This window comes from Woronichinia naegeliana WA131 (genome assembly GCA_025370055.1).
GTDB lineage: Bacteria > Cyanobacteriota > Cyanobacteriia > Cyanobacteriales > Microcystaceae > Woronichinia > Woronichinia naegeliana.
The window spans coordinates 3,033,264-3,052,308 of record CP073041.1 but is presented as its reverse complement, the minus strand read 5'-3'; the positions used below and the strand labels follow the sequence as shown (position 1 = coordinate 3,052,308).

At 41.4% G+C, this 19,045-nt stretch carries 18 protein-coding genes and 2 pseudogenes; 12 read left to right on the top strand and 8 right to left on the bottom strand.

Features of this window, described 5'->3' with window-relative positions; translation table 11 throughout:
• The first annotated feature begins 3 nt into the window (after window positions 1-3).
• The 3 genes from KA717_15560 (at window position 4) to KA717_15550 (ending at window position 3,976) form a co-directional block, all read left to right on the top strand.
• On the top strand, window positions 4-801 hold the full coding sequence (locus KA717_15560) for an aminotransferase class IV (protein ID UXE63840.1): 798 nt from the start codon (window positions 4-6) through the stop codon (window positions 799-801).
• Window positions 802-842: 41 nt separating this feature from the next.
• Window positions 843-3,293: a DNA helicase RecQ gene (gene recQ, locus KA717_15555; GenBank protein ID UXE63839.1), complete on the top strand. Its 2,451-nt coding sequence runs from the start codon at window positions 843-845 to the stop codon at window positions 3,291-3,293.
• Window positions 3,294-3,499: 206 nt separating this feature from the next.
• Entirely contained in the window at window positions 3,500-3,976 is a 477-nt protein-coding gene (locus KA717_15550; GenBank protein ID UXE63838.1) for an acyl-CoA thioesterase, read from the top strand.
• 398 nt (window positions 3,977-4,374) lie between these two features.
• Here KA717_15550 and KA717_15545 read toward each other — a convergent pair whose 3' ends face one another.
• Window positions 4,375-4,947 carry a chorismate pyruvate-lyase family protein gene (locus KA717_15545; protein ID UXE63837.1) on the bottom strand — a complete coding sequence of 191 codons (573 nt, stop codon included), beginning with the start codon at window positions 4,945-4,947 and terminating at the stop codon, window positions 4,375-4,377.
• A gap of 148 nt (window positions 4,948-5,095) precedes the next feature.
• Between KA717_15545 and KA717_15540 the strand changes: the two genes are divergently transcribed.
• From KA717_15540 to KA717_15520, 5 genes are all read left to right on the top strand, one after another.
• Window positions 5,096-6,772, top strand: a complete 1,677-nt coding sequence (locus KA717_15540) for a S8 family serine peptidase (GenBank protein UXE63836.1) — start codon at window positions 5,096-5,098, stop codon at window positions 6,770-6,772.
• A 155-nt stretch (window positions 6,773-6,927) separates the two neighbouring features.
• Window positions 6,928-7,902 (top strand): SDR family oxidoreductase, encoded by a 975-nt coding sequence (locus KA717_15535; protein ID UXE63835.1) that lies wholly within the window; start codon window positions 6,928-6,930, stop codon window positions 7,900-7,902.
• 51 nt (window positions 7,903-7,953) lie between these two features.
• Window positions 7,954-8,871 (top strand): NAD(+) kinase, encoded by a 918-nt coding sequence (locus tag KA717_15530; GenBank protein UXE63834.1) that lies wholly within the window; start codon window positions 7,954-7,956, stop codon window positions 8,869-8,871.
• 68 nt (window positions 8,872-8,939) lie between these two features.
• Complete coding sequence (locus KA717_15525) at window positions 8,940-9,341, top strand: hypothetical protein (GenBank protein ID UXE63833.1); 402 nt, start codon at window positions 8,940-8,942, stop codon at window positions 9,339-9,341.
• Window positions 9,342-9,422: 81 nt separating this feature from the next.
• The gene (locus KA717_15520) at window positions 9,423-9,632 is read left to right on the top strand and encodes a hypothetical protein (protein ID UXE63832.1); all 210 of its coding nucleotides are present in this window, start codon (window positions 9,423-9,425) and stop codon (window positions 9,630-9,632) included.
• 22 nt (window positions 9,633-9,654) lie between these two features.
• Here KA717_15520 and leuD read toward each other — a convergent pair whose 3' ends face one another.
• The 6 genes from leuD to KA717_15490 form a co-directional block, all read right to left on the bottom strand.
• On the bottom strand, window positions 9,655-10,257 hold the full coding sequence (gene leuD, locus KA717_15515; protein ID UXE63831.1) for a 3-isopropylmalate dehydratase small subunit: 603 nt from the start codon (window positions 10,255-10,257) through the stop codon (window positions 9,655-9,657).
• A gap of 108 nt (window positions 10,258-10,365) precedes the next feature.
• The gene (locus KA717_15510) at window positions 10,366-11,544 is read right to left on the bottom strand and encodes an LptF/LptG family permease (protein UXE63830.1); all 1,179 of its coding nucleotides are present in this window, start codon (window positions 11,542-11,544) and stop codon (window positions 10,366-10,368) included.
• Between the two features lie 110 nt (window positions 11,545-11,654).
• Window positions 11,655-11,771, bottom strand: a complete 117-nt coding sequence (locus KA717_15505) for a photosystem II protein Y (GenBank protein UXE63829.1) — start codon at window positions 11,769-11,771, stop codon at window positions 11,655-11,657.
• Between the two features lie 64 nt (window positions 11,772-11,835).
• Window positions 11,836-12,372 carry a gamma carbonic anhydrase family protein gene (locus tag KA717_15500; protein UXE63828.1) on the bottom strand — a complete coding sequence of 179 codons (537 nt, stop codon included), beginning with the start codon at window positions 12,370-12,372 and terminating at the stop codon, window positions 11,836-11,838.
• Window positions 12,373-12,415: 43 nt separating this feature from the next.
• A complete protein-coding gene (gene nadA, locus KA717_15495) occupies window positions 12,416-13,372 on the bottom strand; it encodes a quinolinate synthase NadA (GenBank protein UXE64675.1) in 957 nt (318 codons plus the stop codon).
• A 74-nt stretch (window positions 13,373-13,446) separates the two neighbouring features.
• Window positions 13,447-14,364 carry an ion channel gene (locus KA717_15490; protein ID UXE63827.1) on the bottom strand — a complete coding sequence of 306 codons (918 nt, stop codon included), beginning with the start codon at window positions 14,362-14,364 and terminating at the stop codon, window positions 13,447-13,449.
• Window positions 14,365-14,478: 114 nt separating this feature from the next.
• Between KA717_15490 and KA717_15485 the strand changes: the two genes are divergently transcribed.
• The 4 genes and pseudogenes from KA717_15485 (at window position 14,479) to KA717_15470 (ending at window position 18,070) form a co-directional block, all read left to right on the top strand.
• Entirely contained in the window at window positions 14,479-15,072 is a 594-nt protein-coding gene (locus KA717_15485) for a peroxiredoxin (protein ID UXE63826.1), read from the top strand.
• A 159-nt stretch (window positions 15,073-15,231) separates the two neighbouring features.
• Window positions 15,232-16,149, top strand: coding sequence for an alcohol dehydrogenase catalytic domain-containing protein (locus tag KA717_15480; protein ID UXE63825.1), 918 nt, complete (start codon window positions 15,232-15,234; stop codon window positions 16,147-16,149).
• 146 nt (window positions 16,150-16,295) lie between these two features.
• Window positions 16,296-17,633, top strand: a pseudogene (locus tag KA717_15475) (IS5 family transposase).
• 245 nt (window positions 17,634-17,878) lie between these two features.
• Window positions 17,879-18,070 (top strand): annotated as a pseudogene (locus KA717_15470) (ISKra4 family transposase).
• A 184-nt stretch (window positions 18,071-18,254) separates the two neighbouring features.
• Here KA717_15470 and KA717_15465 read toward each other — a convergent pair.
• On the bottom strand, window positions 18,255-19,031 hold the full coding sequence (locus tag KA717_15465; GenBank protein UXE63824.1) for a hypothetical protein: 777 nt from the start codon (window positions 19,029-19,031) through the stop codon (window positions 18,255-18,257).
• Window positions 19,032-19,045 lie beyond the last annotated feature (14 nt).

The window sequence follows — 19,045 nt, the reverse complement described above, 5'->3', positions numbered from 1 at the left end:
AAAATGTATTGGTTTGATGGACAATGGTTTGATAAAGAAGAGATTACTCTCTCTATTACGGAGCCGGGTTTACTTTACGGTGCAACAATTTTTACGACTTTACGTGTTTATCAGCAATCTCTGGAGCATCCCCTTACCCATTGGCAAGCTCACCGCGATCGCTTACAAAAAAGTGTGGAACAATTGCAATGGCCTAACCCTAATTGGCAGACCATCACCGAAGTGGCTCAAACCCTTGTAAATGATTATTCTGTGCTGCGTATTGTTATATTTGCCGATGGCAAAATTTGGATAACTGGACGGAATTTACCCGAAAATTTAAGTCAACTGCAACAGCAAGGTATTCAGGGCTGGCTTGCCGATCAAACGATTTTTCAACGACCAATGGCGGCCATTAAAACGGGAAATTATTTAACCGCTTGGTTGGCCTTACAAGAGGCTCAAAAACAGGAAGCCAAAGAAGCTATTTTAATTAATGATCAAGGACATTGGCTAGAAACCAGTACTGGCAATTTGTGGGGGTGGAAAGAAGGAGTTTTTTATACGCCGCCCGAAGACGGTTCTATTCTGCCAGGAATTATGCGATCAAGCTTATTAAAGTATTTATCGAGCCAGGGAATAAAGGTACAACAACAACCCTGGCCATCGGATTGGAGTCAAAACTTAGAGCTACTGGCCTATAGTAATAGTGTTGTAGAAATTATTCCTTTCCATCGGGTTAAAATTCAGGAAAAAATCCTAACCTTGCCAGTTGATCATCCTGCTTTAGCTGTTTTAAAACGTTATTTTAACGTAAAATAAAGACGGCTTAAAATTTGTTGAATATCTAAATTCCTATGGTAATGTCAAGCGCCGTTGTAACCGAGGTTAATCCTCCCTCCCTAGAACAATCTCTTAAACACTTTTTTGGCTATGAATCTTTTCGTACTGGACAACGGCAAATTATTGAGCAAGCCCTTCAATGTCAAGATCAATTAATTATCATGCCTACGGGGGGCGGAAAATCTCTTTGTTTTCAACTTCCGGCTTTGCTAATGCCTGGTTTAATGATTGTGGTTTCTCCTTTAATTGCCTTGATGCAAGATCAAGTTGATGCGCTACTAGACAATGGCATTAGTGCCACTTTTTTAAATAGTACTCTTACCTCTGATGTCACTCGTCAGCGAGAGATGGCAATGATGAGAGGGGAAATTAAATTACTATATGTTGCCCCAGAGCGGCTTTTATTAGAACATTTTTTAGAATTTTTAGAAACTATTAATTTAAAAATAGGCATTTCGACTTTTGCAGTGGATGAAGCTCATTGTGTTTCCGAGTGGGGCCATGATTTTCGCCCTGAATATCGACAGTTAAATAAACTCCGCGATCGCTTTCCTAAAATTCCGATGATGGCCCTAACGGCAACGGCAACCCAGCGCGTCAGAGAAGATATTATTGAGCAGTTAAAATTACAGCAACCGGCGATTCATATTGCCAGCTTTAATCGTCCTAATTTATATTACGAAGTTTATCGAGAAAATGGTCAAAGATTTACCCAAATGCTAAAAATCATTAGAGATAGTAAAGGGTCTGGTATTATCTATTGTCTCAGTCGCAAAACGGTGGAGAATGTTGCCGAAAAACTACAGCGATGCGGTATCAATGCTTTGCCTTATCATGCTGGTTTAGAAGATAAACAAAGAAGTGAAAACCAAACCCGTTTTATTCGGGATGATGTGCAGGTTATTGTGGCAACTATCGCCTTTGGTATGGGCATTAACAAACCTGATGTGCGCTTTGTTATTCATTACAATTTACCCAAAACCTTAGAAAGTTATTATCAAGAATCTGGTCGAGCCGGTCGGGATGGTGAAGCAGCCAATTGCAGTTTATTTTTAAATTATGGCGATATCAAAAGTTTAGAATATTTTATTGAGCAAAAGCCTGATCCCAATGAGCAAAGGGTGGCCCGTCAACAGATTAGACAGGTGGTGGAATACGCAGAAGCAACGGAATGTCGTCGCACGGTTCAACTCAGTTATTTTGGCGAATTTTTTGCGGGAGATTGTGGTCAATGTGATAATTGCCTCTCTCAAAATCCGATGGAAAATTGGACAATAGAAGCAATGAAATTTTTGTCTTGCGTCGCTCGTTGTCAGCAGAAATATGGGATGAATTATATTATTGAAGTGTTGCGAGGAACGAAAAATCATAAAATCTTAGAAAGGGGTCATGATCAGCTTTCTACCTATGGCATTGGTAAGGATCGCAGTGTGGATGAGTGGAAAAATTTAGGGCGATCGCTACTACGACAAGGGTTATTAGATCAGAGTGAGGATGGCTATTCTATTTTAAGATTAAATGAACGCAGTTGGGAGGTCATGAAAAAACAGCGTCAGGTTGAGATTAGAGTGGCTAAAACTCCACAAAAAGAATTAAAAAGTGTTAATTTGGCTGCTGAAATTGAAAGGCGTTATGAGCAATTACGTCGCTGCCGCAAACTGTTAGCCGATCAGCAATCGATTCCACCCTACATGATTTTTAGTGATTCTACCTTGCGTTTAATGTCGCAACAAAATCCTCAAACAATCGAGGAATTAAAGCGGGTTTCTGGGGTGGGAGATTATAAATTACAACGCTACGGTCAAGCTTTTTTAAATACTCTAGCTTTGGAAGCAAAGAGAAATGAGGAAGATGGGGAAGCGAGGAAAGATGGGGAAGCAAGGGAGGAATTGTCTAAAAAAGGAAATACCATTGAAACTAGAAGTTTAGTCCATTATCCACCAGAAAAGAGCAATGGCAAGTTGGGAAAAGTAAGAGATTTTCAAAAGCAAGAGATCATTTCATCGGATTTAACCACTTTAAATGCTAAAAGAATTGATTTGTTAGGTAAAGACTCTGAAAATTTAGCAACTAATCCATTGCCGAAACAAGAGCTTAATGGCTCCTTAGTGTTAACAAAAACCTTAAATAAAGATAATTTTGATAACTTTTTTGATCCCGATCTCAGTGATAGTTTAACCAGAACTTTAGTGTTGTATAAAAAGGGGTTAGATCTGGCCGCGATCGCCCTAGCCCGTTCTCTGAAGCCTACTACCATTGCCGAGCATTTTGTGAAACTGATTGAAGCTAATCATGTGACTAATTTAGATTCTTTAATTTCTCCTGCCCATCAACGAGCAATTTTACAGGCGATCGATGTGGTTGGTGATGAACGGTTAATGCCTATTTACGAACAACTGAAAGGAAAATATGCCTACGAAGAAATTAAATTAGTGCGTTCCTATTGGCGACAAAATGCGATGGAATTTTAAACTAAATATAACTAATTGTTTTCAGTAATAGATCTCTTGCAAATTCAAGTAAGTCCCCCTTTTTAAGGGGGATTTAGAGGGATCAAACGCTATTGTGCAAGAAGTCTAATGATTTCAAGGCCATCTTGATCAATTTCTAAAAAAATGGATTTTACCGTTACAACAATATTATGATTAGTGTGTTGTCTTTCCTTTGCTAATCTACTTTGTCTGCCACTCCTCAACTTCCCTCCTCTACAGCGATCGCTGTTAAACCACCACTCAAAGCTGAAAGCGAAAAATGGTTTGAATATGTCGTCCGAGTTCAGCCCCACCACACTGACTATGCGGGTGTTGTTTGGCATGGAACCTATTTGACCTGGATGGAAACTGCCAGAGTTGAATGTTTACGCTCCATCGGCATTGACTTTGCTGAGTTGGTAAAAATGGGCTGTGACTTACCCGTTGTTGAGTTAACAATCCGCTACCACCGTCCAATCCGCATGGGCCAAACGGCTGTGGTCAAAACAATTATGAATCAAATTCAGGGAGTGCGACTGGATTGGGACTATCGCCTTGAATGTCTAGAAACGAAAGAATTATGTTTGACAGCCAAAGTTACCCTGGTTGCCATTGATCTAGAGAAGGGCAAAATTATGCGGCAATTGCCCTCTGCCGTCCAGGATATTTTAGTGAAGTTATAGCGTTTTAAGCAAGGATGAAATCATAAGAATGCTTATACAGCAAGGCTTTGAGGGATATTTTTATATCTCACTCAGGTAAAAACTGCTATAGTTCTATTCTGTTAGTCTAGGAAGACATTTTCAGACCTCAAATACTGAAGTCCTTCCATAGCAAGACTTTTGAGCTATTAAGTTAGGAGAAAACACACAGTTTATTTTATTCTCAGAAATAACGACAGAATACTTATTGAGCAAGGGTTGTAGGCAATGGTTCAGTCTGATTATTGGAATTGCATCAAACCCCTGTGCAGCAAGGGATACAACGATTTTTGTCCTGAATCACTAAAATCCTTACAGGGCAAGACTTTCAGGCTATTTAACAACTAGGCTGAACCAGTGCTGAATAGTGTCAGTTGACTTCAAATAAAATAACTCTCTGGAAATTTTTCTGTAATCATCATAATCGGTTGACCTTGGGAGAAAACTCGATAAGTACGAGAGAAAAGTTTTTCGTCTTGGTTAATTTGAAAGTACTCGGACAAATCCCCCGCCGGTTCTTGAGATAAATCAATAATTTCTTTAAAGGTTTCCACGCGATATTCTAACCAAAGTTTACCAATCGGTTTTTCGGAGTTGAGTAGTTGTTCTTGGAAAAGAACATCCAGCCGTTCAGGAACAATCATCGATTCAGCATAAATCCAGTTCTTTTGGCTGATTGTTCCCTGAAGGAATATTTTTCTTTTAATCACATTGACCCCCTCTTCAAGATTTAAAGCTGGAATCTTTTCTGTAAGATTGATGATTTCTTCAGAGAGTTTAAAAATTGAAATTTTCTCTAAAAGATAAATCTCTAAAATGTCGGTTAATGTTCCATCTGTGATTAGAATAATTCGCTGAAATGTACTGAGATCCGCAAGTTTAAGAGGACTTTCTCTCAAGGTTTTTTGTAGCAATTCGATTTTACATTGATCAATTTCTGGGAATGAAGTCATGAGGGGTTAATCAGGTTATGATTGGAGTTCGACAGGTAATTTATTTTTATTCTGACACCTTTTTCAATAAAACTGGGGAGGACTCAAAAATTTCCTCTTTTGATAACCTTAAAAATAAGTTGTCTAGGGAATTGATCCGTAACTTTTTATGATGAATGGTAACAGAAAAATACTGAGAGTTGTGATGACCATGAGATTTGGTTATCCTTATTTCTGGATCTGGTTTTTTTTGAGTTTTTGCCTAACTAGTGTTGTTGCCCAAACAAGTTTTTTGGAGCAGGAGGGGATTGATGCTCGTCGTCTTCAACAAGCTCCCTATTTACTGACCGGCAGTAAGATTGCCATTGGGCAGGTGGAAGTAGGACGAGCCGGAAAATTTGGTTTTGATAAGATAGCTGCTTGGCAGCCTCCTTTTTCCCTGGCAGGTATTTTTGTCCGCGATCGCCTGGCAGAACCGAATCGTTATTTAGACAATCATGCGGCGATGGTGGCGGGTATTTTGGTCAGTCGAGATAAACGGTTTCCTGGGGTCGCTCCTGGGGCAAGACTCTACGTGGGAGCGATCGGATCGTTGGCAGAGAATGGTCAGCCGGAGGAATGTTTAACTAGTCAGATGATTGCTCAACAAAATGGCAACGATGTACGAGCCATCAATTTTAGTTTTGGAGAATCCTTAAACCGTGATCCCCGACCAGAAGCCAGCTTAGATGGGCAAGCTCTCCTAAGCCAATGTATTGATTGGTTAGCCCGTAGCCAAAATGTTCTCTTTGTTGTGGCCGGTAATCAAGGCAAAGGGGGAATTCCCATTCCGACGGATCACTATAATGGTCTAACCGTCGCCTATAGTACTAAAAGACAGGAAAAATTCGACAAAGTAGATTTTGCCAATCTCAGTCGATCGCCCCAGGGCATTGGCCGACGCATTATTGAGCAAGAAATGAATACGGGTTCACGATCAGGGGTGACACTAGTGGCTCCTGGTAGCCAGATTAAAACCTATGATTTAGCCGGTAAACTGCATACGGTGACGGGAACGAGTTTTGCCGCGCCCCAGGTCACAGGCACGATCGCCTTGCTTCAGGAATTCGGCGATCGCCAACTGAGTAGGTACTCAGCCCATTGGAGTCTAGCCTCCCGTCGTCATGAAGTGATGAAGGCTATTTTGCTCAACTCCGCCGATAAATTACAAGATTCAGGGGATGGTTCTTTATTGGGTATGACTCGCACAATTTTGACCCAAAAAAATCAGATTTGGCGACAATCAACCGCTTTTCACAATCCACAAATTCCCCTAGATCCTTCTATGGGAGCCGGACAGTTAAATGCTTTTCGTGCCTATCAACAATTTCAGGCTGGACAATGGACAAATCAGCAACCCATTCCCCCTCTTGGTTGGAATTATGGTCATCTTACGCCTCAAACTTTTCAAGATTATATTTTGGCCAATCCCTTAGCTCAGCATAGTTTTGTTGCCATTACTTTAGTGTGGGATCGTTGGGTCGAATTGGAGGATCAAAACCAGAATAAAAGCTATGATTTAGGAGAAAATTTCAGGGATCTGGGTTTAAATAATTTGGATCTTTATCTATTACCCGTTGACTCTCAGACAGAGATTTCTGATCAGGCCTTGAGCCTCTGTTCCTCCCAAAGTCTGGTAGATAGCGTTGAACATATTTTCTGCCAAGTACCGCAAACTGGACAGTATAAAATTAGGGTGCGATCACAAAGTGGCGCTATGCGATCGCGTTCAACCCCTTATCCAGTTGCCCAACCCTATGCCTTAAGCTGGTGGACGGCTACACCTAACATTCAGTCCACTCCTTAAAACCAGAACGGAGGGTAAAAATAAACTAGTCTTCCTGGATTTAGAGTTTAAACCGAAAAACAGTTCATTTGCTCAAAGATGAGAAAGCAATATCATGAAGTTAACAAATTCTGATAGTATCTTAGAGAAACTTAAAAAAACGTTACGAAGTTTAAATGCGAGTATTGGTAGTTGGTGGAACAGGGACTCTGGGACGGCAAATCGTTCGTCGCGCCCTGGATCAGGGGCATTCAGTACGATGTTTGGTAAGGAATCTGAGAAAAGCAACTTTCCTAAAAGAATGGGGCGCAGAACTGCTGATTGGCGATATCTGTAAACCGGAAACCTTGCTGATCGCCTTGGTAGAAGTGGATGCGGTAATTGATGCCTCAACTGCTAGGGCCAGTGAACCTCGTTCCATTCGCCAGGTTGACTGGGAAGGAAAAGTCAATCTCATTCAAGCAGTCCAAAAAGCAGGCATTAAAAAATTTGTTTTCTTTTCTATTTTAGGGGCAGCCGATTATCCCAATGTTCCCTTAATGGACATTAAAGCCTGTACAGAAAAATTCCTGGCAGAATCGAATTTGGATTACACGATTTTGCAGCTTTGTGGCTTTATGCAAGGGTTAATTGGTCAATATGCCATCCCCATTCTCGATAATCAGGCGGTCTGGATGACGGGAGAAAGTACGCCCACCGCCTATATGGATACCCTGGATGTGGCCAAATTTGCAGTGCGAGTTCTAGAGGTTCCTGGCACCGCAAGACAAACCCTTCCCGTCGTCGGCGATCGTGCTTGGACAGGGGAAGAAATCATTCAACTCTGTGAACAATTATCGAATCAAGAAGCCAAAATCTCGAAAGTTCCCTTGGGTCTATTGCGTTTTATGCGAAGTTTAACCCGCTTTTTTCAGTGGACATATAATATTTCTGACCGCCTTGCCTTTGCAGAAGTATTGGCCAGTGGTAAACCCTTAACGGCCCCGATGGCGGATGTTTATGCCCTTTTAGACCTTGATCCCCAGGAAACAACCAGCTTAGAATCCTATTTACAAGAATATTTTGGTCGTATTCTCAAAAAACTAAAAGAACTTGATTATGAGCAGAACAAGACCCAAAATGGTAAAAAGAAAAAGGGTTTCTTTGTCTAGTTGATCCAGACGGCCTTTGGTTGTTCACCCTCTATTAGGATTTAAGCTGCTGTGCCAAAAGTAGGCATTATTTACAATGATGAAAAACCGATCGCTTGTAAAGTCGCTCAAGACTTACAGGGAATATTAAAGCGGGCAGATTGTGAAGTCATCTTAGAAACGGGTAGTGGTGGACTACTAGGTTATTCTCAGCCGGATCGTCCCATTTGTCATACCCCTATTGAACTGTTAACGCCGTCCAATTTTGACCGTGATCTGGACTTTGGCATTGTTCTGGGAGGAGACGGTACAGTTTTATCTGCTTTTCGTCAATTAGCTCCCATTGGTGTTCCCCTCCTGACCATTAATACCGGTCACATGGGCTTTTTAACCGAAATTTATCTGAATCAACTCACGGAAGCCATTGATCAGTTACTAACGGGTAACTACCAAATTGAAAGCCGTTCCATGCTGACAGTACGGTTATTTCGCGAGGAAACCTTACTGTGGGAAGCTCTTTCCCTCAATGAAATGGTTTTACACCGAGAACCCCTGACCAGTATGTGCCATTTTGAGATTCAAATTGGTCAGCACGCCCCTGTTGATATTGCGGCGGATGGCATTATTATTTCCACACCCACCGGCTCAACGGCCTATTCCCTCAGTGCAGGAGGCCCGGTAGTCACTCCCGATGTACCTGTTTTGCAATTAGCTCCCATCTGTCCCCATTCTTTAGCCTCTAGAGCCTTAGTTTTCTCTGATGCGGAACCGGTTAATATTTTTCCCGCGACTCCCAATCGTATGGTGATGGTGGTGGATGGCAACGGAGGTTGTTATGTGCTGCCAGAGGATCGGGTACATCTAGAAAAATCACCCTATGCAGCCCGCTTTATTCGTCTGCAATCCCCAGAATTTTTCCGAATTTTACGCGAAAAGTTAGGTTGGGGCTTACCCCATATTGCTAAACCGACATCGGTAGAATTGCCGTGAGAAATCTTAGCTCAGGTTGAAAGTCCTTGTTACACTAAAACAGCCTTAGATGTTGATGCCGTGAAATAGTGGAGGATAGCGTTATCGAACATCCCGATTCTAGAGAGCAAGAATTTGAGCAGTCTCTTGAACAGTTAGAGCGATCGCTGTTAGCCCTAAGGGAACGACAAGCAATGCTTCAGACGACCCAGGCAGAATATGACTCTCTACAACAACATCGTCAGGAAGTGGAGATCCGTTGGCAAGAAACTCAACTGCCGGAATTAGAACAGGAATTTTATCTTTTGGATGAACAGTTAAAGGCCTTGACGGTGACGATGGAAAGTCGTTTATTAAGCGATAGCCAGTTACAAGAACTTTTTTGGCAGGGACTTCGCCAGGGCATTTTGGGAGATCTTTTTTGGCAAATCCTTCGCTTTGGAGGATTGGGAGTCGTGCTGGGATGGTTATTGAAAGCTTGGACTAGTTAGGTGTTATACTACAGCAGGGATGTGTGACGCATCTGGTCAAAGTTCTAAATCGTCAAGCTGACCATGAAGAGCATCTCACTTATGCAATTAAGTAATTATACTTATGCCCGAAATTGGTTAATTAGTTTGGCTTTTTTCAACCGCTATTTGCATCAAAAAACTCAGTTTGATGACTACTTAACCGATACGGCAATTAGTCAATTTAGCCAAGATCCCTTACCCCTACAATTACGGCGATCACTGACCAAAAAGGAGTTAAAAATGACAACACCCATTCCGGCCACTAATTAATTTTTTAGTTTTTAGAGCTATTCTAAGAAACTGCCAAATTCCAGTGCAGATAGGGCAAGGTTGAGGCTGTGACTTCAATGGCTTCTATATTTTGGATCAATTGACCACAGCTATCCCATTTGCCGGTGACTAACATTTGTCTTGCCCCTTCATTGAAGGTTAGGGAGATTTCCTGATCACCATAACTCAGGGCTAACTGTTCTAAATCAAGACGAATTTCCGTTTGGGCATCCTGTTCTAACGCCGTTTGTAAAGCCTCTAGATCATCAGGGGAAGCGGTTAAACAGGGAACCCCATTGGCAATACAATTCCCAAAAAAGATCTCCGCAAAACTTTCACCCACAATGGCCCGAATGCCCCATTTCATAATGGCCTGGGGAGCGTGTTCTCGACTGGAACCACAACCAAAATTGCCGTTAACGACCAAAATCGTCGCGCCTTGATATTGATATTGATCAAAGGAATGTTGACCCTTTAATTGTTGACGATCATCTGCAAAAACGTTTTCTCCCAGACCATCAAAGGTGACACAGCGTAAAAAACGAGCCGGAATAATGCGATCGGTATCAATATCATTGCCTCTCAGGGGAATGCCACGACCGTTAATCTGTTGAAATTGACTCATAAGAAAAAATGGGATAATGACTCCCAGGCTAAACAAGCTAGATTTTTATCCTATCACAGTCAATTATTAATTATGTCTGAATCTGTGAAGAATTATGGTCATAAAGAATTATTGATTAAACTGATGCAATAAACCCACTCCGACTCCAATTCCTAGGATGTTAGGCAACCAAGCTGCTAAAAAAGGGGACAAAACTTCAATCATGCCCAAACTGCCCATAAAAAATGCTAATAAATAATAGGAAAAAATAATCGCGATACTTAAACCAAAGCTAGTGGCACGGCTCACCTGTTGCGGACGAGAACCTAGAGCCGTCCCGACCAAGCCAAAAACAATACACACAAAGGGAAAGGCAATTTTTTGTTCCGTTCGGACTTGAAAGAAGGTGAGTTTTTTAGTATCTCCAATTAATTTTAAAATCCTCATATACTGTTTTGCCTCCTGAATATTCATTTCGTAGGGGTCACGCCCCTGTCTAGCAAAATCGAAGGCAGCTTTGGGCAAGGGAAATTGCTGATATTTAAACGGTAATGCTTCTCGATAGGAGGCATCGGCAGCTAATTTATAAATAATACCGTTAAAAAAGTCCCATTGATGGTCTTGAACATTCCAGGTAGCATTATCCGAAATCACAATTTGACTTAAATTATTCCCCGACCATTTCAACACCGTTAAAGTCTTCATTTTTTTGCCATCAAACTTTTCTGCATAAACTAAACTGCGAAGACGACGACTTTTCTCCCCATTGGGTAATTTAATTTCTTCAAAATCTGGATAAAAAATATCTTTATTTTGCCAAAAAGCGTGTTCTTCTTTAATTGAATTTACTAAAATAGTGGTCGCTTGATAATTGGCACTCGGTACAACCCATTCACTTAAACCAAAGGTGGCTGCTGTTACCCAGGCACTCAGAAAGATCGCAGGCCAGGCAATGCGAAAAAGACTGGTTCCACAACTGCGAAGAGCAATTAATTCGTTATCACTGCTTAAACGACCAAAGGTCATCAGGGTAGTTAACATTACCGAAATAGGTAAGGCATAGGTGACAAATTCCGGTACTTTTAAAAGTAGAATCTCGGCTGCTTGTAGAAGGGGCAATTGACGTTCAACAATTTTATTGGCTAAGTCCGATAAATAACCGATCGCCACTCCCAGGGTTGCCACCAAACCGACACTGAACAGAAATGGCGGCATTAACTGGCTGATCAGATAACGATCCATCATGGATATAGCGGGAAAACGTTGCCACCATTGGTGTCGATGGGTAAAGGCTTTAGAGAGAAACATAATCGAAATTTAGGGATATTGCTACTTTACCAACGACCAGAATAAAACCGACTGTCCCCAAAAGAGAGAACAATCGGTCTAATCACCACAACGTAAGTAAGAACCGAGTTCTAGCTTTCCCGACTAAATTGTTGGAATTGTCTTAACGCAGCAGCACCAATATTGAAAATGGCCCAAGTCCCTGCAATGATCAGAGGAGCCAACACAATGAGAACACGCCAATCCATAATGTCACCTTGCCTTAGTATGCTTAAAAGAACTTTAAGATTTTTTGATTATTCTATATATAGCCTAATCTTGCTGTCTTGTGAATCCAGGTTTTTGACCTTTGCCGGCATGAACCAGGGCTAACTGGGCATATTGTTTGGCATGTTCAATTAGGGCTTGGACTTGTTCGGGTGAGACTTCACTGACCACCTTACCGGGTAAACCTTTGACTAGCGATCGCGGTGGCACATTTTTCGTCACAACGGCCCCTGCTCCAATAATACTTCCAGTCCCAATTCTCACACCATCTAGAATAATGGCCCCCATACCAATCAGGGAAGCTCGTTCAATATAGGCTGCATGAATAATCGCTCGATGTCCAACGGTGACATATTCTTCTAGTACGGTCACTCGTCCAGGATCGCCATGAAGGACAGCCCCATCTTGCACATTACTATAGGCCCCAATTTCAATACCTTCCACATCGCCTCGCACCACCGCACCATACCAAATACTCGTCGCGATCGCCAAGGTGACATCACCCACCACCGTCGCATTAGGTGCAACAAAGGCAGCAGCAGAGAGATCGGGAATCGCTAATATTTGAGGAATTTCTAACATAGTTTTGGTGAAAAGTGAAAAGGTGATAGTGGATAGCGAGGCGTTAGGACAAAGCCAGCATTTTTTGAATGGGTCGTAGGGCGGCTGTTAAAGTTGCAGTCGGCAAGATGATTTCAGGACTTTTATTCTTCATCGCTAGATAAAGTTTTTCCAAGGTATTCAGACGCATATAGGGACATTCATTACAAGCACAATTCCCTTGACCTGGAGCCGGAATAAACCCTTTTTGGGGAGAGGCTTTTTGCATCTGATGAATAATGCCTGGTTCTGTGGCCACAATAAAATTTTGAGCCTGGCTTTGTTGACTATATTTCAGCAGGGCCGTTGTGGAACCAATAAAATCGGCATGACGTAGCAGGATTTCTTCACATTCGGGATGGGCCAAAATTTCCGCTTCAGGATGCTGGATTTTTAAGGCAATTAATTTGCGTTCGGAAAAGGTCTCATGAACAATACAACTTCCTTCCCATAACAACATTTCCCGTCCGGTTTGCTCACTCACATAACGACCAAGATTGCGATCGGGAGCAAAAATAATCGGTTGATCTAGGGGAATTTGCTGAACAATTTTAACGGCATTGGAACTGGTACAAATAATGTCGCTCATGGCCTTAATTTCCGCCGTACAGTTAATGTAGGAAATGACCAAATGATCGGGATGGGCCGCTTTAAATTGAGCGAAGGCCTGGGGCGGACAACTATCCGCGAGGGAACAGCCCGCTTCCAGATCCGGTAATAAGACTAATTTGTCAGGATTGAGAATTTTTGCTGTTTCTGCCATGAAATGAACACCGGCAAAGATAATGACTTCGGCTTGGGTCTGGGCAGCCTGTTGCGCTAATCCGAGAGAATCCCCCAAATAGTCAGCAATGTCCTGAATTTCTGAGTTTTGATAATAATGGGCCAGAATAACGGCATTTAAGTCTTTTTTGAGTTCCTGAATGGCATTAACTAAGTCATAAGGTAATTTTTCTGTTTTGGTTGGTGCGATGGGCTTCAAGGTGGTAAACAAGGGACGCAACTCCTAAACGATTATAGTTAATTCTACCAAAATTCTCACTAAACGGCCAATGATCAATCTGTCAAGGGTTCCGCCTCATGAAAGCATCCTAAGTCGATATACCATTGATCGGTTGCTTGATTCTTGGAAAAAATATCGACAAAACGATGATTCCATAAAAAATCGTTAGTAGTATAGGCATAACGGCTATGAATGGTCTGGGAAAAGGTTTCATCTAAGCCGGTTAAACTGATCCATAACTCGGCCTTACTGTCCTCTATTTCTGCGGGCGTTTTACCATAAAAAGGACTCTGCTCATTAATGGGGTGCATGATTAACCAACTCAGTCCAAACACAGGGGTTTGCGATCGCAGTAGGGGTAAATCATAAAAACGGCGAATTTCGTGGCCCTCTTGGGTAACATGATCTTGCAAAACATTGACCCGCACTTGAGCTTCTAAAATCCGGTTGGCACGACGATTAGCCGCTCGAAACATCAAGGTAGGAACTCCCTCAAAATCACAAATTACTGCCACCTCACTAAATAGCACTCTGGCGGTGGGTCGGGAAAAACGGGCAAACATGAGTCCTGTTAAAATGGCGATCGCTAATAAACCAACAAAAAGCTCGACTGTCACCAGGATTTGAGTTGTTAACGTTTTGGGATAGAGATAACCATAGCCCACCGTAGAAAGGGTCTGAATGCTAAAGAAAAAAGCATCTTTAAAGGATCCAGGTCTGGCATTACCAATACCATCTCCAGCCAATAAATATAACGGTGTAAATAAGAGATTCAAGCCAAAGTAAAAGAGAAAAATCATCCCTAGAAAGCGTTTCCAGGAAATTACCAATAACCAATGGTAGAGATCACTCTCAAATAAGTGCTTTTGTTTCGGTTTGGGATTACGAATGACCGGACGGATGGTTTTTCTCATACGGTTAGTCGGCAAAAAGAGGGATTGACGACCAGGGGGACTATTGGAAGATTTCATGGTGAGGATAGGCAGAGGGTAGGTCAAAATCGTTATGACTATGATATAGTTTTAACAAATCGTAATGATTAATCATCCCTCGAAAATCATTCCAACTCTAAGGAGAATTACAACATGACAGAATGTTTACGTGTCGGTCAAGCAGCCCCTGATTTTACGGCAACGGCTGTGGTGGATCAGGAGTTCAAGACCATCAAACTCTCTGATTATCGGGGTAAATATGTTGTTCTCTTCTTTTATCCCCTCGACTTTACCTTTGTTTGCCCCACCGAAATTATTGCCTTCAGCGATCGCTACGAAGAATTCAGCAAACTCAACACAGAAGTTCTAGGAACTTCCGTTGATAGCGTCTTTTCTCACCTAGCTTGGGTACAAACCGATCGCAAACAGGGTGGTTTAGGCGACATTGCCTATCCCCTCGTTGCCGATATCAAAAAAGAAATCAGTGCTGCCTATAACGTTCTCGATCCAGAAGAAGGTATTGCTCTGCGGGGTCTATTTATCATCGACAAAGATGGTGTGATCCAACATTCCACCATTAACAACCTCTCCTTTGGTCGCAGTGTCGATGAAACCCTACGGACACTCAAAGCCCTTCAATACGTTCAATCCCATCCCGATGAAGTCTGCCCGGCTGGTTGGCAAGAAGGGGATAAAACGATGAACCCTGATCCGGTCAAATCAAAAGCTTACTTCGCTGCTGTTTAAGCAATCAGAGGGCGTACTTAATACGCCCCTACACCACTCCGAAAAGATATCTCTGTAGGGGAAATGCAGTTTACGCCCTAGCTCAAATTTTAACCTAACTTAAAATTTACTCAAATTATTGCCGTGAAAGGACTCTGGCTCGAAGACCAACATCTCTCATTGCGAACCGATCTTCCTACTCCCGTCCTAGCCTCAGATGAAGCCTTGGTAAAGGTTCTACAGGCCGGTATTTGTAACACCGATCTAGAATTATTGCGCGGTTATTATCCCTATCGGGGGGTATTGGGTCACGAATTTGTTGGCATGGTAGAGCAGGGGCCAGCCCATTTAATCGGGCAGAGGGTCGTCGGAGAGATTAATGCAACCTGCGGTCATTGTAGTTTTTGCCTGTCAGGACAATCTACCCATTGTGAAAATCGGACGGTATTGGGCATTGTCAATCGGAATGGAGCCTTTGCTGACTATTTAACCCTACCAGTCCAAAATCTTCATTCTGTCCCAGATGCCCTGACGACGGATGCAGCGACTTTTACAGAACCGGTGGCGGCGGCTTTAGAGATTCAAGAACAGGTAAAAATTAGCCCCAATGATCGGGTTTTGGTGGTTGGAGATGGCAAATTGGGCCAGTTAGTGGCTCAAACTTTAGCGTTAACGGGCTGTGATCTCTGGGTGATCGGTCGTCATCTGGAAAAATTAGAGCATTTACGCCATTTAGGGATTCAAACGGGTTTGGCAGAGAGTTTGATTCCTAGAAGTTTTGATCTAGCGGTGGAATGTACTGGCAATCCTGAAGGCTTTGCGATCGCCCGTCAAGGGTTGCGTCCGAGGGGAACGTTGATTTTAAAAAGTACCTATGCTAATCCTCTGAGTCTAGATATTTCGGCGATCGTGGTGGATGAAATTACGTTGATCGGTTCTCGCTGTGGCCCTTTTGCTCCCGCCTTGCAATTATTAGCCGAAGGAAAAATTAAAGTATTAGATCTCGTTCAAGCGAAATATCCTTTAGAAGATGGGTTAACGGCCTTTGCCCACGCTCAGAAAAGAGGGGTTTTAAAGATCTTGCTAGAGATGAATTAAATTTTTATCACGATTGTTATGTAGGGCTTGCTGAAAAAAGCTGAAACCTTTACGGAGAAAAATAGTAGGCGAATTAAGAACCGCTAGAATGCACGAAAATAGGGTAGAATGCCTCAAAACCATTGCATTAAGAAGAGAGAAAGCAGATGTACCGAAAGCAACAGTACTCAATTGAAACACCAGAAAACTTGAAAAATCTGTTCGGCGGGCAGTTAGACGAAGAAAATCGTTGGATAGAAATGTCAAAAATGATTCTTTGGGAAGAATATGAGGAAGAATATGCAAAAAACTTCACAGAAAAAAAAGGAGCCCCAGCCAAATCATTTAGAATGGCATTAGGAGCATTAATTATCAAAGAAATTTCAGGAAAAAGTGACAGAGAAACAGTAGAACAAATAAAAGAGAACCCTTATTTACAGTACTTTATAGGAATGGAAAGCTATAGTAGCAAAGAAGCATTTAATGCGTCAATGATGGTTCATTTTCGTAAAAAAATAGGAATGGAATTAATAAATAAAATTAATAAAGAAATAGAAAAAAAAGCGACGGGTGTAGCGTCAGAAAAAAAAGAAAATGAAGGAAAGTTATTGTTAGATGCGACTTGTACACCAGCAGATATAAAATATCCAACGGATATAGGAATATTGAATGATGCCAGAGAAAAAACAGAAAAAATAATAGATAAGCTGTATGAAGAAATAAAAGAGAAAAGGAAAGAAAAGCCGAGGACTTATAGGGAAGTGGCAAGAAAAGAGTACTTAGCCATAGCAAAAAAACGTCGTGTGTCAAAAAAAGAAAGAAGAAAAGGAACAAAAAAACAACTAGGATATATAAAAAGAAACTTGTCTCATATAGAAAAAATGATAGAAGAGGGAGCAAAGTTAGAAAAACTAACGAAAAAAGAGCAAGAAGAGCTTGTAACGATAGGAAAAGTGTATGAGCAACAGTTAGAAATGTATGAAAAAAAGACAAATAAAGTAGAAAACAGAATTGTGAGTGTAAGCCAACCTCACGTGCGTCCAATAGTGCGTGGAAAAGCGGGAAAAGCAGTAGAGTTTGGAGCTAAAATATCGGCAAGTAATGTGAATGGCTTTGTCTTCTTAGACAAATTAAGTTGGGATAATTACAACGAATCGGGAGATTTACAAGCGCGAATAGAAGAATATAAAAGGGAAACAGGATGTTATCCGGAATCGGTTCATGTGGATAAAATCTATCGAACAAAAGCGAATCGAGCTTATTGTAAAGAAAGGGATATAAGAATGAGTGGTCCCCGATTGGGAAGACCGCCGAAAGAGGTGAGCAAAGAAAAAAAGAAAGAGGCACGCTCAGATGAAAGAGTGCGTAATGCCATTGAGGGTAAATTCGGACAGGGAAAGAGGAAATTTAGTCTTGGTCGAGTGATGGCCAAACTACCTGAGACCTCGGAAACGGTAATTGCGATGAACTTTTTGGTAATGAATCTTTCTACTCTACTTCAGAAGACAAAAAGTAAAAAGTTGTAGAGTCGTTTTTCTTGTGAAAAATGGTGTTAATTTTCCTCTCTTTTGTGAGGAGTGATTTGTGTTGACCTTTTTAGACAGAAAGGAACAATAGATTAAACAAAATCTGTATTTTGATTTGTTTCCATAAGGATAAGTTATCTATGCTTTTTCAGTCCATACTTCCCTAACCCACATTTCTTTCGTTTTTTGACTTTTTCAGCAAGCCCTACTTAGAGAAAAAGTATCCGATTGGTTCAGGTGTTACGGAAGCAGCTTGTAAGACGTTGGTCAAACAACGATTATGTTGTTCAGGAATGCGATGGAAGGAAAAAGGAGCAGGAATTATTTTGAGCCTACGAGCTTTGGTATTGACCAAGGAACGATGGAGTCAATTTTGGGCAAAACTTGATCAATATGGGTTCCCTGTAGAACCCTGATTACAACAGCTTTTATCAACTAAAGGTCGCACCCAGTAAGTGGGCTTAATTAATTGTTAGATGGTAGAACAGGCTTCTAGCCTGTGGACGGGCAGGATGCCCATCCCACGTTTTATATTTAATTGCAACCAGCTACTTAAATTAATTATTATTTTATAGGTCGGATTTATTGAGCAATATGTGATTATTGTAAGTTTATTAGTTCGGGACAAATTTGTTCGACTAAAGCAATGAGTCTTGAATTTCTTTCTGACTCAGGTAAACTGCGAATTTGTTCTAATTGATGAGAAAGAATTTCTTGTCTGTCTTGTTGAGGCCAATAAGCAACTCTTTCTGAAAGAAGATTTTCTATTTCTCCAATAGACTTAGATTTAAGTAAATTTTCAAACTTCTCCTGATTTTGAGATGCAACAAGACTCTCTTTTGCCATCTGTTTATTAATAAGTTCGGAATAAAGTTCGTTACATTTTTCGTTTAACTGTTCAAACTGCTTTTTATGAAAATCTTCGTAGTTTTTCGTTAAATCCTGAATTATGTCGCCAAAGAAAGGAACACTATCCAAATCAAAACCGCCTAAGTAAGCATTCAATAAAGAAATTTTACCTTGTTTCCTGGCGATCGCATGGCTAACAGAAAAGGCGACAATTAATTTAACCCAAACTGTCTCGTAAAATCGGTTAAGAATAAAGAACAGCATGGCCACAATAACAGAGAGAACAATCGCCCATAGGGTATTGGCAAATAAAAGCCTGAAGACGATCCCCTTGATTTTTCGGAAAACTTCCGAAGTTAGGGTGAGTTTTATCTTCCTGAATCCAGGTCTCCGTCGGGAGGGGCGTTCAATTTCTTTAATAACGCTAGACCAAACTCCCCAAAAAGCCCCTAAAAGAATTGCTAAAACAATGAACCAAGCCAGATTATCTTTAATTAATTGTTCACTCGACGCAAACCAATTATCCATAAGTTAGAAATTCT

What these genes read in the sequence shown, in the direction of transcription:
- KA717_15560 (UXE63840.1), top strand. Translation starts at nt 4, where the DNA reads ATGTATTGGTTTGATGGACAATGGTTTGATAAAGAAGAGATTACTCTC.
- recQ (UXE63839.1), top strand. Translation starts at nt 843, where the DNA reads ATGTCAAGCGCCGTTGTAACCGAGGTTAATCCTCCCTCCCTAGAACAA.
- KA717_15545 (UXE63837.1), bottom strand. Translation starts at nt 4,947, where the DNA reads ATGACTTCATTCCCAGAAATTGATCAATGTAAAATCGAATTGCTACAA.
- KA717_15540 (UXE63836.1), top strand. Translation starts at nt 5,096, where the DNA reads ATGATGAATGGTAACAGAAAAATACTGAGAGTTGTGATGACCATGAGA.
- KA717_15535 (UXE63835.1), top strand. Translation starts at nt 6,928, where the DNA reads ATGCGAGTATTGGTAGTTGGTGGAACAGGGACTCTGGGACGGCAAATC.
- KA717_15520 (UXE63832.1), top strand. Translation starts at nt 9,423, where the DNA reads ATGCAATTAAGTAATTATACTTATGCCCGAAATTGGTTAATTAGTTTG.
- leuD (UXE63831.1), bottom strand. Translation starts at nt 10,257, where the DNA reads ATGAGTCAATTTCAACAGATTAACGGTCGTGGCATTCCCCTGAGAGGC.
- KA717_15510 (UXE63830.1), bottom strand. Translation starts at nt 11,544, where the DNA reads ATGTTTCTCTCTAAAGCCTTTACCCATCGACACCAATGGTGGCAACGT.
- KA717_15505 (UXE63829.1), bottom strand. Translation starts at nt 11,771, where the DNA reads ATGGATTGGCGTGTTCTCATTGTGTTGGCTCCTCTGATCATTGCAGGG.
- KA717_15500 (UXE63828.1), bottom strand. Translation starts at nt 12,372, where the DNA reads ATGTTAGAAATTCCTCAAATATTAGCGATTCCCGATCTCTCTGCTGCT.
- KA717_15490 (UXE63827.1), bottom strand. Translation starts at nt 14,364, where the DNA reads ATGAAATCTTCCAATAGTCCCCCTGGTCGTCAATCCCTCTTTTTGCCG.
- KA717_15485 (UXE63826.1), top strand. Translation starts at nt 14,479, where the DNA reads ATGACAGAATGTTTACGTGTCGGTCAAGCAGCCCCTGATTTTACGGCA.
- KA717_15465 (UXE63824.1), bottom strand. Translation starts at nt 19,031, where the DNA reads ATGGATAATTGGTTTGCGTCGAGTGAACAATTAATTAAAGATAATCTG.